Source organism: Bacillus sp. MYb56 (genome assembly GCF_002976445.1).
Taxonomy (GTDB): domain Bacteria; phylum Bacillota; class Bacilli; order Bacillales; family Bacillaceae_G; genus Bacillus_A; species Bacillus_A mycoides.
The window spans coordinates 1-15,127 of record NZ_PCOH01000005.1; the positions used below are offsets into that span (position 1 = coordinate 1).

The 15,127-nt window shown below is 36.4% G+C and carries 13 protein-coding genes; 1 reads left to right on the plus strand and 12 read right to left on the minus strand.

The features are described 5' to 3' along the window. Positions 1-77: 77 nt before the first annotated feature. The 4 genes from aiiA to CQ058_RS08230 form a co-directional block, all read right to left on the minus strand. Positions 78-830 carry a quorum-quenching N-acyl homoserine lactonase AiiA gene (gene aiiA / locus CQ058_RS08215; protein ID WP_002190270.1) on the minus strand — a complete coding sequence of 251 codons (753 nt, stop codon included), beginning with the start codon at positions 828-830 and terminating at the stop codon, positions 78-80. Between the two features lie 338 nt (positions 831-1,168). Next, the gene (locus CQ058_RS08220) at positions 1,169-2,035 is read right to left on the minus strand and encodes a DUF4097 family beta strand repeat-containing protein (protein WP_105589610.1); all 867 of its coding nucleotides are present in this window, start codon (positions 2,033-2,035) and stop codon (positions 1,169-1,171) included. Further along, positions 2,025-2,588, minus strand: a complete 564-nt coding sequence (locus CQ058_RS08225; protein WP_002190272.1) for an HAAS signaling domain-containing protein — start codon at positions 2,586-2,588, stop codon at positions 2,025-2,027. Before CQ058_RS08225 ends, CQ058_RS08220 begins: the two co-directional genes overlap by 11 nt. Further along, a complete protein-coding gene (locus CQ058_RS08230) occupies positions 2,575-2,904 on the minus strand; it encodes a PadR family transcriptional regulator (RefSeq protein ID WP_002190274.1) in 330 nt (109 codons plus the stop codon). The genes CQ058_RS08225 and CQ058_RS08230 overlap by 14 nt, the downstream gene beginning before the upstream one ends. A gap of 305 nt (positions 2,905-3,209) precedes the next feature. On the opposite strand from CQ058_RS08230, the gene CQ058_RS08235 reads away from it, so the two are divergent. Then, a complete protein-coding gene (locus tag CQ058_RS08235) occupies positions 3,210-4,229 on the plus strand; it encodes a zinc-binding alcohol dehydrogenase family protein (RefSeq protein WP_002190275.1) in 1,020 nt (339 codons plus the stop codon). Positions 4,230-4,277: 48 nt separating this feature from the next. On the opposite strand, the gene CQ058_RS08240 is transcribed toward CQ058_RS08235, so the two are convergent. The 8 genes from CQ058_RS08240 to CQ058_RS08280 form a co-directional block, all read right to left on the minus strand. Continuing rightward, positions 4,278-5,669 (minus strand): amino acid permease, encoded by a 1,392-nt coding sequence (locus CQ058_RS08240; RefSeq protein ID WP_142396337.1) that lies wholly within the window; start codon positions 5,667-5,669, stop codon positions 4,278-4,280. A 534-nt stretch (positions 5,670-6,203) separates the two neighbouring features. Further along, positions 6,204-6,752 carry a hypothetical protein gene (locus tag CQ058_RS08245; RefSeq protein WP_002167897.1) on the minus strand — a complete coding sequence of 183 codons (549 nt, stop codon included), beginning with the start codon at positions 6,750-6,752 and terminating at the stop codon, positions 6,204-6,206. A gap of 137 nt (positions 6,753-6,889) precedes the next feature. Then, positions 6,890-8,089, minus strand: a complete 1,200-nt coding sequence (locus CQ058_RS08250) for a multidrug effflux MFS transporter (RefSeq protein WP_002167896.1) — start codon at positions 8,087-8,089, stop codon at positions 6,890-6,892. Between the two features lie 357 nt (positions 8,090-8,446). Then, positions 8,447-10,066 carry an amidohydrolase gene (locus tag CQ058_RS08255; RefSeq protein ID WP_002190280.1) on the minus strand — a complete coding sequence of 540 codons (1,620 nt, stop codon included), beginning with the start codon at positions 10,064-10,066 and terminating at the stop codon, positions 8,447-8,449. Between the two features lie 253 nt (positions 10,067-10,319). Continuing rightward, complete coding sequence (locus CQ058_RS08265) at positions 10,320-11,684, minus strand: aspartate aminotransferase family protein (RefSeq protein WP_181150759.1); 1,365 nt, start codon at positions 11,682-11,684, stop codon at positions 10,320-10,322. A 30-nt stretch (positions 11,685-11,714) separates the two neighbouring features. Further along, positions 11,715-13,175 carry a CoA-acylating methylmalonate-semialdehyde dehydrogenase gene (locus tag CQ058_RS08270; protein WP_002190282.1) on the minus strand — a complete coding sequence of 487 codons (1,461 nt, stop codon included), beginning with the start codon at positions 13,173-13,175 and terminating at the stop codon, positions 11,715-11,717. Positions 13,176-13,350: 175 nt separating this feature from the next. After that, positions 13,351-13,632 carry a cupin domain-containing protein gene (locus tag CQ058_RS08275; protein WP_002128394.1) on the minus strand — a complete coding sequence of 94 codons (282 nt, stop codon included), beginning with the start codon at positions 13,630-13,632 and terminating at the stop codon, positions 13,351-13,353. 44 nt (positions 13,633-13,676) lie between these two features. Then, on the minus strand, positions 13,677-15,095 hold the full coding sequence (locus tag CQ058_RS08280) for an MATE family efflux transporter (RefSeq protein ID WP_002128395.1): 1,419 nt from the start codon (positions 15,093-15,095) through the stop codon (positions 13,677-13,679). Positions 15,096-15,127 lie beyond the last annotated feature (32 nt).

Sequence of the window (15,127 nt, forward strand, 5' to 3'; positions counted from 1 at the left end):
ATAAAAAATGCACCTCCAATTGTTAGACCGTGTCTAACAATTGGGGTGCACTTCACTAGGCCCATGACTTTTTCTATTTATATATATTCAGGGAACACTTTACAACTCTTTTCCTGCTCTATATCATGTCCAAAGAAAACAATTGGGTTCTCTTTCCTAACAACTTCTTTTAAACGTTTAATTGAAGATAAAGCTAATTCCGAATCAAATCCAGCGAACGGCACTTCATCTTCAAAATTTTCTTTCGTATACGATGCATCGATCGTTAATAACACTGGGCCAGAGTTCTCTGTCTCAATGAATAGTGACTGATGCCCCGGAGTATGTCCTGGTGTATACAATAATTGAACTCCTGGTACGACTTCATAATCCCCTTCAATGATTTTGTAGTTTAAATTTGGCAAGATACATTCTTTCATATATTCTTCACTATGTTGTGCCGCCTCGTATTCAGCACGCTGCACAATAATCGGTGTATTTGTAAAAGCACCATTTCCTCCTGCATGATCAAAATGTAAGTGAGAACTAATAATATAAAGAAGGTCTTCCGGCTCATAACCAACGCGTTTTAAAATATTCACGATTCTATCTTCTTCAGTCATTTTTGGTAAAATATGTCCTTCAACAAATGTACCGTTAAAAAGGCCTTCATTATTAACCGCACTTTCTGGCATACCTGTATCTACTAAAATAGGTCCTTCTTCAGTCTCCAAAAGATAACACCAAACCGGTAAGTCTAATAATTCCCCTCGTGTTAATGTACTGTTAACAGACGAATGATCCAACATACAACGACCTGCTGGTACGAAATAAAGCTTCTTTACCGTCATTATGTATCCACCTTTACATTTAGTTTTGAATAAAACAATACAGTAAAGAATTCCTCTTGTTAGAAATAAACTCCTTCTCACTTTTCGTTGTTTCAGCTATTATTTTTGAGTCATTCACAAATTCTCCTTACATCGTTAATTACTATTCGTTACTCTCCTAAGAATCGAGAGTAATAAAACCACTGTTTGTATTTTGAAATATGAAAAGGATACAAACTTAAACAAATGTTAAATATAAAAGAACCGACTACCTAGATGTTGAGAAAAGGAGTCGGTTCTTTTTCTTATTTATTATTCCTCTATATGTGTGAAGAGCTGAGATTATAAAAGATAATATGCTATTGTTTTTTCACTGTAATATTTCCGTTATGTGTGTTTAATTTAATTATATTTTCTCCCTTTCCAATAACCGTATTCCCGTTATATTTATTCAGGATATTCGCGTTGCCATTGTCGACAGAAACATTAAATTGAACATTAGTTGGTTCTTTTTCGGTTTCAATATTAATTTTTCCATTGTGAGTCGTAAAATTGAGATTTCGATCCAGTTCATTCGTTTTCAGAGTAAGACTTCCATTTTTAGTTTGCCCCTCTATTTCACCTTCAACATGGTCTAGCATTATTCGTCCGTTGTTCGATTTCACATGAATATTTTGTGCCAATATATCTTTGAAATCCATAATTCCATTGTTTGTTTCCGCGATAATTTTTGGCGAATTGATTTCTCTTAATTCAACACGTCCATTGTTTGTATTGGCATTCAAATGCGTTGTGTTTAATTTTTTTATAGAAACGAAACCATTACTATTAGAAACTTTTAATGAATCATATTGTTTTTCGGGTAGATACACATTTAATGTTAATGGCGCCAATACTTCAGAAATATTAAAATTGAACCAGCTCTGTTGTTTTTCTTTGTAAGAAATAAGAAGCGTCGAATCTTTCTCACCCATAGCTAATGTTCTTTTTACGTTAGGATTAACTTCGCCATCTAATTTTACTTTCATGTTACTATCTGTTGTAGGATTGATGTTAACACGAACGTTATTCGTATCGATAATGACGCTTAACACATTATTATTGTTAATGACCTTTTCTTCTGAAATTGGTACTGCCGCAATTGAACGATAAGTGAATAAACTCCCGATAATACCAATAATGAAAATAATACCTGCAATGATTGAAAGACTCTTTTTATTTATCATGCTTCAAACCACCTTTTACTAGTGCTATATTGAACTTTAAATAACGAACAAATCCATTCTTTGCTAGCTTCGTTAAAAATAACATAGCAATTACAATGAAATATCCAAGTCCACAAAGTGCTAAAGAAACGAAAAGATTAAATAGCAAGAATGTATTTGGATGTATAATAGTATCAACTAGAACAAGTAATGGTGAACCTAAAAATGAGATTCCTAGAACCCATCCTGAAAAAATCAATGCCGCTAATGTAATTGCAGGTCCAAGCACGATTAACAAATTGAAAAAACCTAATCCAATTACTGCCCAAATTGCCCGAAAAACATTTCCTGTTGTTGCACTTGCTGTTACTTTCTCAATATGATAATCTGCTAATAACTCTTTGGCGATTTGAGCTGGAGAACCTAATGAAGCTACAATTTCTTCTTCACTTTTCCCTTCCTCTAATCCGAAAGTAAAATGTTCTTCATAATCTTTTAAAATATCTGTACGCTCTTTTTCAGATAATCTTTTTAGAGATGCATTTAATTGTTGTAAAAATTTATTTTTCGTCATTACGTACACCTTCTTTTATTAATTGATTGACACCTTGTGAAAACTCATTCCATTCCTCCAAAAGTTGATACAAATACGTACTACCTTTATCCGTCAGTGTATAATACTTCCTTGAAGGGCCTTCTGAAGACTCCTGTAAATACGTTGTAAAATATTCTTCTTTAGTTAATCTACGAAGTAAAGGATAAACAGACCCTTCTGATATTTCAATTTGATTGGAAATACTTCGAACTAATTCATACCCATAACGGTCTTGCTTATCAAGTAAGACAAGAACACAAAGTTCTAAAACTCCTTTTTTAAATTGTACATTCAATATTCATTCACCCTATTCTAATTGGCATCTACTACTGTTTATTATTTAGTACTGTTTTATAACAAGTAACTACAAGTATAATATAACACTTGGTATTGTTCATTGCAAGGTACACTGGAAAAATAAGTATACCTTTCATTCGACGCTTATAAAATCAAAACGATGGCTCCTCTCCAGTTACAAAGTTCTAAATGAGGCTGAAACAAGCCTTTAACAAAATGGAAAGGACTCAACTTTTTTACATAATGACACTTTACCTACTATAATAAAAGAGAAAAACTCTTACTTTAATGGAGGGAATAGAAATGAAAGCAATTGGTTTACATGAATACTTACCTATTGAAGAAGAAAACAGTTTAATTGATATTGAAGTTGAAAGACCTGTTGCCACAGGAAGGGATATACTTGTTAAAATTAACGCTATTTCCGTTAATCCAGTTGATACAAAAGTTCGATCTCCGAAAGATAAAAAAGAAGATGTAGCGAAAATACTTGGCTGGGATGCTAGTGGCGTTGTCGTACAAACTGGCGAAAGTTGTACGTTATTTAAAGAAGGCGATGAAGTGTTTTACGCTGGAAGCATTACAAGGCAAGGTACATACAGTGAATACCATCTAGTTGATGAAAGAATTGTTGGTAAAAAACCAAAAACTTTGAGTGATGCTGAATCTGCAGCACTTCCTTTAACAGCCATCACAGCATGGGAAGGTTTGTTTGAACGTTTAGGGATTGATTATAATAAAAAAGATGAAAATTCATTTAAAAACATTTTAATTATCGGCGGAGCTGGTGGTGTTGGCTCGATTGCTATTCAGTTAGCTAAATGGGCTGGACTAAACGTAATCGCAACCGCATCCCGCAACGAAACCATACACTGGGTTGAAAAATTCGGTGCCGATTATATAGTTAATCATCACCAACCTTTAAAAGATCAAATATTAGAATTTGGGCTAAAAGATGTAGATTATATCTTCTGCTTAAACAATACTGATCAACATTGGCACGCGATGGGTGACATCATTAAACCACAAGGGAAAATTTGCTCTATCGTAGAAAATGAACACCCTCTTGAGATGGGGATTTTAAAAAGTAAAAGTGCTACATTCGTTTGGGAGTTTATGTTTACAAAAGCGATGTATGAAACTGGTGATATGAGTACGCAGCACGAACTATTAAATAAAGTAAGCGAGCTATTAGATGAAGGTATTCTTCAAACTACTTTAAATGATACGTTAACACCAATTAATGCAGAAAATCTTAAAAAAGCACATGCATTACTTGAAAGTGGACGTACAATTGGGAAGATTGTATTAGAGAAATTTTAATAACAAAAGTCCGATTTCTAAATAAGAAATCGGACTTTTTTACTATCTTTATTTACTTGAAACCTCTTGATCATTTTGAACGTCTAACGGAGCTCGCTTCCCTATTCCGAAAGCATAGAAACTAATTGTAACGATAGCTAAGAAAACAATACCCACAATTAGTGAAATACGAGTATCATCGTTAAACCACATACCGATTAATACCATAATTAAAAAGGCAATCGTTAAATAGTTTGTTACAGGAGCAAATGGCATTTTGAATGGATGATCTTTCATCTCTGCTCCCTTTTCTTTTCTAAAACGAATTTGACTAATTAAAATAACAAACCATGGCACCATACCAGGAAGTACACTTGCACTATATACATATACGAATAAGTTTTTTGGTGCAATATAACTTAAAACAACACCAACCACTAAACCGATAATTACACCAACTGTACCGAATAAAGGTACACCGTTATTAGAAATCTTCGTAAAGTATTTCGGTGCTTGTCCATTCACACCTAGTGTATAAAGCATACGTCCAGCACTATAAATACCACTGTTACAACCAGACATTGCCGCTGTAATAACAACGAAGTTAATAAGTCCCGCAGCTGCCGTAATACCAACTTTCGCAAAAGTTGCTACGAACGGACTACCAATTGAACTTAATTGATCCCAAGGATAAACAGTTACAATAACGAAAATAGCACCAATATAGAAAATTAGAATACGCCAAATTGTACTTTGAATTGCTCTAGTAAGTGTCTTCTTCGGATCTTTCGCTTCACCAGCAGTAATCCCGATTAATTCCACACCTTGATATGCCCCAACTACAAGTGATAGCGCAAAGAAAAATCCTGAAAAACCACCTGTGAAGAAACCGCCGTTTGCCCAAAGATTAGATATACCGATTGCTTCTCCTCCGTTCCCAATTCCGAAGAAAATGAGGCCGAATCCGGCAATAATCATTAATAAAATCGTAACGATTTTAATCATCGCAAACCAAAATTCAAATTCACCAAATGACTTAACAGAAATTAAGTTAGCCGCACCAAGAATAACCATCGCGATAATACCAGGTATCCAAGCCGGTAAATCTGGGAACCAATATTTCATATACGCTCCAACTGCGATAATCTCTGACATCCCAACAATAACCCACTGGAACCAGTTACTCCACGCTGTCATATAACCAGCTAACGGATGAATATATTTGTGACCAAATGTCGCAAATGAACCTGTGCTTGGCTCCATATACAACATTTCTCCCATGGCACGCATAATAAAGAAGATGAAAACACCTGCGATTGCATATGCAAGCATTACTGACGGACCTGTCCATTTAATCGTGCTGGCTGACCCCATAAACAAACCAACACCAATTGTTCCGCCTAAAGCAATCATTTGAATATGACGTGCTTCTAAACCTCGTTTCAATTCTTTGTTTGCCACTTCATTTCCCCCTCTTAGATGATTCATAGCCGCATTTAAAGTAAGATGGTGTACCCTAATTCCTTTCGGCCCTGAAAATGATGAAACAAACGTCATTTTAGACTAACTTTAAAGCTATCCTAAAATCTCATTTTGCCTCTTATAAAATTTCCCAAACCCCTCATCTTCCTATTTTCTATAAAATTTAAAATTGCTCACTTCATATTAATTCATTTATCTGAAAAGTTCAATTATTTTTTCAGTAAATTATTATATATTAGTTTGATTAATTTTTAACTAAATTAACAATAAAATACATCTATTCAATATGATTCCGGTATAAATATTATTACAATATAAATAACCGAGGAGATCCTATCTTCCTCGGTTTCATACCGCATATACTTCACTATTTATAGTTTGTACCGTAATTGCTTACACATGCGATTAACACCTCTCACATAAATTTAATATATTAGTAAAACAACAAAGTCACTAGCTTCTACATCTCTTATTTATCCCGTTCTCACAACTAAAAATTCTCTATCCCATCTCCTACTTTAAGAAAAATATAACTACACTTAAAACAATCAACAATACACCGGAAAGAGGAAAACTCTTCTCCTCAGCTTTTATCTTTTCCTTAATAATACCTTTAATTTTTGTCTTTATACCCTCTGGGCATTTTCTAAATAAAATATTAGTTGTATGTAATGGTCTATTCAATATTCGAATTTTAACAGGAGATCCTGATAAATATATATTATTTTTATCCAATGTAAATTCTATGTTCGCTTCGGTTAACCCGTCTTTCACTAATATATTCACTCGGCTAGAAGCTAGATTAAATACCGTATAATCGTTAAAAGCGAGCCCTCTAATCTCGAAATGTGAGTATATAAGAATAAAAGTTATCAGCAACAAACATAGTATCAATATGGTTTTTGTTAACGAAAGTTGCTCTAATACGTAGGAAGATGTTGTCATATAAGCACAAAAGAATGCCATTAAATTACAAAGATAGTGGTTTAAAATGAAAGTATTTCTTACAACTATAATAAGTCCGGAAATGATTAGTAGAGCGCATACTAGATTCATTAACATATTTTTACCCTCCCTAAAAACTATAAATATACAATTTTGTTATATTTTAACATTAATTACATATTCATACCTATAGTTATTTTCATAAAATATAAAAGAGTCTCATTAAAAAATGAGACTCTTTTACCATTTCATATTTAAATCGTTTTTGAAGTTTGTTTACCAAAAATAAACACTTTAGTAAATACCATCATGATAACTACTATAGCCAGAAAATAAAGCGGCATCACCATTAACGAGCCCGTATGAAGCTGACTCATTCCCCAAATTGTCATCGTTACAATTACATAGTAGCCTAAGCTAAACAATGCTCCAGCTGTACCAATGACATCTTGAAAATCTACTAATGCTAAACTTAAACAGTTAGGCAATGCTACCCCAATTCCTAATAGCAATATAAACATCGCTACTAAAAATCCAATCATATATATTATGTTTGGATTTGATCCAAATGAATTAATAACAGTTAAGAAGATAGCTCCTCCTGTCATTACAAGACAACCGATATATATAATTTTCTCTGGTTTATAAGTAGCAAGTAACCGCTTTGAAACTTTCGCCCCAATAATAGAAGCGGAAGCAACAACAATTCCTAGAAATCCGTACATACTAGGCGATAACTGAAAGTATTCAATAAAGATAAACGGCGCTTCTGCATAGTAGCTAAATAAAACACCATTCGCTCCTCCAATTATTAACCCATATGTTACTACTTTCGGATTTGTAATCAACCGTTTTAATACAGAAAATACATTTATTTTATCCGTTACTGATTCCGTTTTTGTTTCCGGAAGAGAAACAAACGTATATAACAAAATCCCAACACTCATAACAACTAAACTTAAAAATACTATTTTAAATCCAAACATTTGATCAAGAAAGCCCCCAATTAGTGGACCTATCGCTGGTGTAAAAGCAATGACTGCCGAAATTTGAGCAAACATAACATGACGTTTATGCCCCTCTACACTTTCACGAAGAATCGTTTGTGTCACAACTGAACCAGCACTTGCTCCAAATGCTTGAATAAAACGACTAAACAATAAAAATTCAATAGAATTTGCAATATAGCATAAGAAACTTCCAGCGCCATATACTACAATTCCAAATAACATTGCTGGGCGACGACCAATTATATCTGATAACCATCCAATAAAAAATACACCTAAAGCAAATCCAGCAAAATAAACACTAAGCGTTAACTGTACCTCATTATTACTTACGTGCAACGCCTTTGAAATATCCGGTAAAGACGGTGTGTAAATTGTTTCACTAATTTGCGGAAATGCCACCAGAATGATCATTAACCAAAGTGATGGTACTGAGACTTTTTTCACTTTTAATACCCTCCTATAACTTTGAAAATCTCAGAAATGAATAGACTTTCCTTAGCTATGGAACAGGAGGGGCCATTATAGAAATTCGATCATAAAACAACAAAGAAAACACCTCAATTACGCATGTTAATACTTATAGGAGGGTAATATTAACATTGATTTTAAAATATAGTCTTTCAATTATATGATAGGTTGTGTTCGTTTTCTAGTGTTCATAATCTGAATATTTGTTAGTAGACGAATATCCTTTCAATTCTCTCGGAAAATTAATACGATTTGAAAAGCGCAACTAAACAACTGAAACGCCCCTTCAATTGTTAAAATCATTCTCACAATTGAAGGGGCGTTTTTTTATTGCTACATTTTCACTGATTGTTCTTTTTGATAGATAATTTCACCATCAATAATTGTTGTTTCTACTTTTAAATCTTTAATTTGGTTTGGATTGACACTTAAAATGCTGTCATTTAATATAACTAAATCCGCCAACTTTCCGGCCTCTATGCTTCCTTTTATCTCTTCTTCAAAACTCGCATAAGCACCATTCCATGTGTACAGTTTAATAGCTTCCATTACGCTTATAGATTGATTAGCACCAACCTCTATTCCGGACTTAGTTTTTCTATTGACAGCAACATGAATTCCTAATAAAGGATTATAGTCAGTAACTGGTGCATCCGAACTACCTGCTGCAATGATGCCACGATCAATAAAATCACGAGCAGCGTACATGTGATTAACACGATCACCATAGTGCTCTACATATATCTCTCCGAATTCATATGGAAATGGAGGATTTGGAATAGGAATCATCTCGAGTTTTTTCATTCTCTCTTGTAAATCTGGTGAAGAAATTCCCGCATGCTCGATTCGATGACGGTGATTTTTTCTTGGTGATTCCTCTAGCGCCCTTTCTACACAATTCAAATACATTTCAATAGCTTTATCACCTTGTGCATGTACAGTGATTTGATAGCCTTTTTTATGCGCTTCACCTAAAACCTTATAGATTTCTTCCTCACTATAATAAAGAATGCCGTAATTGTTAGGGTCACTTGAATATGACTTACGGGTTGCAATTGTAGGCCCCGTGCTACTTCCATCTGTAAACAATTTAGCTGGTCCGACTTTGAATCTTTCATCCCCGGTACCAGTTACCACACCAGCCTCGACCATTTTATTAACAAATTCATGAGAGTTATTTATTTGACATATCATTGCATATATTCGGACACGAATATCCCTACTCTTCACAGCTCGTTGTAGTAAACGAAAACTCTCCGGTCCATCTCCACCTGCGTCATGTATACTTGTTATGCCAGCTGCAACGAAATGATCTGATGCAATTTTCACAGCCTTCATCATTTCACTTTCTGTATAACTTGCAACCTCACTCATACTCATATTTGCTGCTTCAATTAACTTTCCTGTAAGCCTTCCTGCCTGATTCTTTTCAATAACTCCCCCATTCGTATCCGGTGTGTTCTCGTTAATTTGCGCAATTTCTAATGCTTTACTGTTCACCACGCTTATGTGGTGACAAGTACGAGTTATAATAATAGGATGTTCAACTGAAATTTCATCCAGCTCAGTAATTGTTGGATAACGCTTTTCCTCCACAGCGGTTTCATTAAAGCCCCAAGCACGTATCCATTCACCTTTTGGCGTTTCTAAGGCCTTCTTTTTCAGATCATCTAATAAAGCATCGATAGAATCAATATGTTCAGCTTTACAACTGACAGCCAACTGATTTAGTCCATGAGAAATGATGTGAAGATGGGAATCAATGAATCCAGGAAGAAGCGTTTTCCCTTGTAGGTCAATTACATCCGTGTTTTCTCCTATAAAACTCTTAACCTCCTGATTTGAGCCAACAACTACGATTTGATTATCTTTTATTGCGACAGCTTCGACTACTGCATTCTTTTGGTCTACTGTAATAACTTCTCCATTTATCAATACAACATCAGCTTTCATAAACTCAACCCTTTCGGAATTACTCTTTTCGAGTAATTCATTCAGTATTTAAAGTTACATCTCCTAATAGGCTCATCCGCTTTTTAACAAGATTTATCAATAATTAATTAAAGTTGAGCTAAAGTGAAACTTTAATCAGTGGGGGGGTTTTTGTTCATCCCCCACTGATTATTAGTTGAACCAATCGGGCTTTTACGGGCAGTTGATCTCCCACCTAACTTCTTTGCTCCAGCCGCATTTTGAGGTGGGAGTTTTACTGCCCGTTAATGCGGGATAAACATTCTTTCATTGTTTTAACGATAAAAGTAAAGTCTTCCTCTGTGATGCTTAATGGAGGAGCAAGCTGTAAAATATTATTGTAACCTGCAACAGTGTCACCATTTTTACCAATAATTAGACCTTTTTCTTTACAAGCATTGATGACTTTGTTCATCTTTTCAATGGAAGCCGGTTCTTTTGTTTGCTTATCTTCCACTAGTTCAATGCCTAAAAGAAGGCCCTTTCCGCGAACATCCCCTACGTTTGGATGCTCTTTTACATCCTCTAGCTCATATAACAGTCGTTCACCCAATTCTTTGGAACGTTCAATGAGTTTCTCATTCTCCATAATTTCTAAATTCTTCAAAGCTAAAGCGCAAGCAGCAGGATTTCCTCCGAACGTATTTACATGGCGGAAGCGATCATAATCATCACTACCTACGAATGCCTCATAAACCTCTCGTCTAACTGCTGTTGCTGACAAAGGAAGATACGCACTTGTAATACCTTTTGCCATTGTTATGATATCTGGTTTGACGCCATAATTCATAAATCCAAACGGCTTCCCTGTTCGTCCAAATCCACATATAACTTCATCACAAATGAGCAACGCACCGTGCTTCTCGCAAATTTCTTTTACTTTTTCCATATATCCATCAGGAGGCATTAAAATTCCACCCCCAGTAATGATTGGCTCCATAATCACACCGGCTACTGTTTGGCTTAACTCCCATGTCATGACACGATCGATTTCCTCAGCACTTGCCAGTGTATGAACATCCTCTGGATTTCGATACGTATCAGGCGGTGCTACATTCAGGAATCCTTGCCCCAATGGTTCATATTTATACTTTCGCTGTGCTTGACCTGTTGCTGCAAGAGCTCCCATTGAGTTACCGTGATAAGCGCGGTAGCGTGAAATGAACTTATAGCGTCCATGATCACCTTTTTGTTGATGATATTGACGAGCAATTTTAAACGCTGTTTCATTCGCTTCCGATCCACTGTTAGAAAAGAAAATAACGTATTCATCATCAAGCCATTCATTCAATTTTTCTGCTAATTTAATAGCAGGAACATGACTTTGAGTCAGAGGGAAATACGGCATTTCTTCAAGCTGCTCAAACGCCGCTCTTGCAAGCTCTTTTCGGCCGTATCCAACATTCACACACCAAAGACCAGACATACCGTCTAAATAACGGTTTCCATCAATATCCGTCACCCATGCCCCTTCTGCTTTTGTGATAATTAAATTCATTGGACTAGGGGCTGCTCCTCTCATCGCATGCCAAAGGTACTTTTCATCTGTTTTTTTCAAACTTTGTGTTTGTTCTGTCGCTTGCACAATCACCAGCTCCATTCTATCTTTTTATGGTTTTACATCACTCTTTCAATAACGAGCCGTAAGCATTTTCTTGCGAGTATAGAATTCTACGCCATCTTTTCCATTTGCATGGAGATCACCATAGAAAGATTTCTTATAACCTGAGAACGGGAAGAATGCCATTGGAGCAGGAACTCCAAGATTAACCCCAAGCATACCTGCATCAATTTCTTCACGGAATTCACGAATAGCTTTCGCGCTATTTGTGTACAGACATGCACCATTTGCGAATGGTGATGCATTAGCAACATGAATCGCTTCCATCAAGTCTTTTACGCGTACAATAGAAAGAACCGGTGCGAAAATTTCATCTTGCCAGATTTTCATTTCCTCTGTCACGTTATCAAAAATCGTTGGGCCAACAAAATAACCTTGGCTGTTTGCTACATCGTCTTCACGTCCGTCACGAATAAGTGTCGCTCCCTGCTCTACACCGGATTGAATGTATCCGAGTGTCCGCTCTTTATGTACTTCACGAATAACGGGACCAAGGAAAACACCTTCTTCCAGACCATTACCAATCTTAATTGCATTAGCCTCTTGAAGCAGTCTATTAACGAGCTCATCTGCAACGTCTTCTTCCACGACAACAACAGCCGCTGCCATGCATCGTTCACCAGCTGAACCGAAGGCAGCACTTGTAATTTCTTTCACTGTAGAACTAAGGTCCGCATCTTTTAATACGATCGAATGATTTTTTGCCCCTGCAAGAGCTTGTACACGTTTACCGTTAGCTGCTGCTGTTTTATATATATACTCAGCCACAGGTTGAGAACCAACGAAAGATACAGCTTTCACATCCTCATTGTCAAGAATGCCGTTAACGACGTCATGTGCACCATGCACAATATTTAGTACTCCATCTGGAAGACCTGCTTCTTTAAACAGTTCAGCTATGCGATTAGCCAATAGCGGTGTTCTTTCAGATGGTTTTAATACAAATGTATTCCCGCATGCAATCGCGAGTGGAAACATCCAGCATGGCACCATCATCGGAAAGTTAAATGGCGTTATTCCTGCGATTACTCCGATCGGATAACGATACATCCCTGATTCAACACCAGTAGCAATATCGGGAAGTTGCTCTCCCATCATTAAAGTGGGTGCGCCTGCGGCAAATTCAACACATTCAATCCCCCGCTGCACTTCACCGTATGCTTCCTTATAACTTTTTCCGTTTTCCAAGGTTACGAGTTTAGCTAACTCTTCCCAGTTTTCAATCAATAGCTGTTGATAGCGAAATAGAATCCGAGCACGCCGAGGCACAGCGACCTTTCTCCATGTTTTGAATGCTTCTTTCGCAGTTGCTACAGCTCTATCTAAATCTTCTTTAGTCGAAAGAGGCACACGAGCAATAATCTCTCCTGTTGCTGGATTTGGTACATCTTCAACTTGCTTACTTGTGGATTCTATCCATTGTCCGCCAATATAATTTTTCAACGTTTGTACATTTTTCATTACTACCATGGTGAAGCCTCCTATTTTAAGATAACCGTCCTATGTTATCGCCCCTAAAAAGAAAGCGCATTCATTTGACGGTATGTAAACTTATTTACATACATTTCTTCAACATTATTAATCTTATTCATTGAATACGCAGGAGCAGTCATCTGCTTAGCATTTGTCCACTCCCCAGTTCACATTATTTCAGATGGATCTCATGGTTCATCTTATAATTCTTTTTCAAAAATACTGGGCAATCCCATTCACAAACAAGGTCCTTGGCCAAGGAAACGATCCAGTCCTTTGTAATATGATACTTTTCCCCATCAACAGTAATAAACACTTCACCATCTGTCACATAGAAAACTTCCTGATCTTCTACATGCCACGTTCCTTTATTCGGTTCGCCTACCCACGGTTCCCATGCGTTGGCACCTAGTTGCTCTGCTTCTTCTGCTGTAAGTTTTTTCGCAAAAAACATGACAATCCTCTCTCTTTCGTATTGATAATTTTGAAGGAATAAGTCTATAAATCTACTGCCTTAACACTTGGATTTTTTAAACGTTTAAACTCTTTTTTCATAAAGTATATGGCAATGAGAACACCTGGAATTTCTGCAGCAGGAGCAGCGTACCATACACCTTCTACACCCCAGAATTTCGGGAAAATAAATAGAAACGGTAACATGAACAACAATATTTTGCTTACACTAATAAACGTTGCGGACCAGTTTCTCTCTTGCGATTCGAAATAACCGGAGATAAGCAGGCTAACTGCACTAAGCGTAAACAAACAATTGAATACAACTGTCGTCCAAATGCCCAGTTTTTGCAATTCAGGATTACCACCGGAAAAAAATGACACAATTGGATCTGCAAAAATGACTAGTATGGCTGTCACGATTACAAAGAAGGAAACTGTAAAAATGAGTCCCATCTTAATTGCTTGTTTCACACGATCAAGGTTGCCCGCACCGTAATTATAACTAATAATCGGTTGAAGCCCTGTCATCCCACCAAGCGCTGCTAAGGCGAGGAGATTTGTAATATAACCGTTTTGAATCGTGAAAGCTGCAACGTGTAGACCACCACCGTAGCTTTGCAGTAAGTTGTTGGTGAAAATAATTGCAATAAACATCATGAACTGACTCGAGAAAGATGCAAAGCCCGTCCAAACCACTTCACCAATCTTCTTGAGATTAATCATCATATCTTTCATTTTTGGCTTAAGTTTTGTTTTACCAAACCAGAAATAAAAGATTAGGAGAACAGGAATCGATTGCGAAATCGTATTAGCCCATGAAGAACCCATCATCCCCATGTCATACTTCACTACCATAATCCATTCCATAGTCCCAGCAACAACCGCTGCGACTAACCAACTGTTCATTGATAATATAGGCTTTTCATCGATATTAGCTAAAATACTTAATACAACGGCCAATATCGTTAATGGCAACGAAATCCATAGCAGTCGGCTATATTGCACCGCATACGGAAGTGCTTCATCACTTGCTCCGAATAAAATCATAATATCATTTTCAAAGACCAACCCAAGTATAGCTAACAAAGAAGACAGGAAAAGAGTAAACCATAAAGTTTGTCCCATAATACTTCTAGCTTCTTCGATTTTCCCTTTCCCCAGTCGAAGTGAAATGACCGCTCCGGCTCCCACACCTAAAAGAACACCAATCATACGGGTAATAACCATGACCGTAAATCCAATTCCGATCCCTTCGACTTCCAGCTCCTGAAAGCCACTGACGAAATAGCCATCAACAACCGATACAACTCCTAAAATTACGTTAGCCATAATTCCCGCCAAAGCAAACCGTAAATATAGTAACGGAATACTTTTGGTTCCTAGCACTGAATCATCCACCGGCTTATTCATTACTTCTGGTTGCTCTATTTTTGATGACGGACCGTTGTCCACTATTTTCATGAGCATATCCCCTTATAAATAATTTATATAGC

Coding starts and splice junctions, on each gene's coding strand:
- aiiA (WP_002190270.1), bottom strand. CDS start 830: ATGACGGTAAAGAAGCTTTATTTCGTACCAGCAGGTCGTTGTATGTTG.
- CQ058_RS08220 (WP_105589610.1), bottom strand. CDS start 2,035: ATGATAAATAAAAAGAGTCTTTCAATCATTGCAGGTATTATTTTCATT.
- CQ058_RS08225 (WP_002190272.1), bottom strand. CDS start 2,588: ATGACGAAAAATAAATTTTTACAACAATTAAATGCATCTCTAAAAAGA.
- CQ058_RS08235 (WP_002190275.1), top strand. CDS start 3,210: ATGAAAGCAATTGGTTTACATGAATACTTACCTATTGAAGAAGAAAAC.
- CQ058_RS08245 (WP_002167897.1), bottom strand. CDS start 6,752: ATGTTAATGAATCTAGTATGCGCTCTACTAATCATTTCCGGACTTATT.
- CQ058_RS08255 (WP_002190280.1), bottom strand. CDS start 10,066: ATGAAAGCTGATGTTGTATTGATAAATGGAGAAGTTATTACAGTAGAC.
- CQ058_RS08265 (WP_181150759.1), bottom strand. CDS start 11,684: ATGGAGCTGGTGATTGTGCAAGCGACAGAACAAACACAAAGTTTGAAA.
- CQ058_RS08270 (WP_002190282.1), bottom strand. CDS start 13,175: ATGGTAGTAATGAAAAATGTACAAACGTTGAAAAATTATATTGGCGGA.
- CQ058_RS08275 (WP_002128394.1), bottom strand. CDS start 13,632: ATGTTTTTTGCGAAAAAACTTACAGCAGAAGAAGCAGAGCAACTAGGT.
- CQ058_RS08280 (WP_002128395.1), bottom strand. CDS start 15,095: ATGAAAATAGTGGACAACGGTCCGTCATCAAAAATAGAGCAACCAGAA.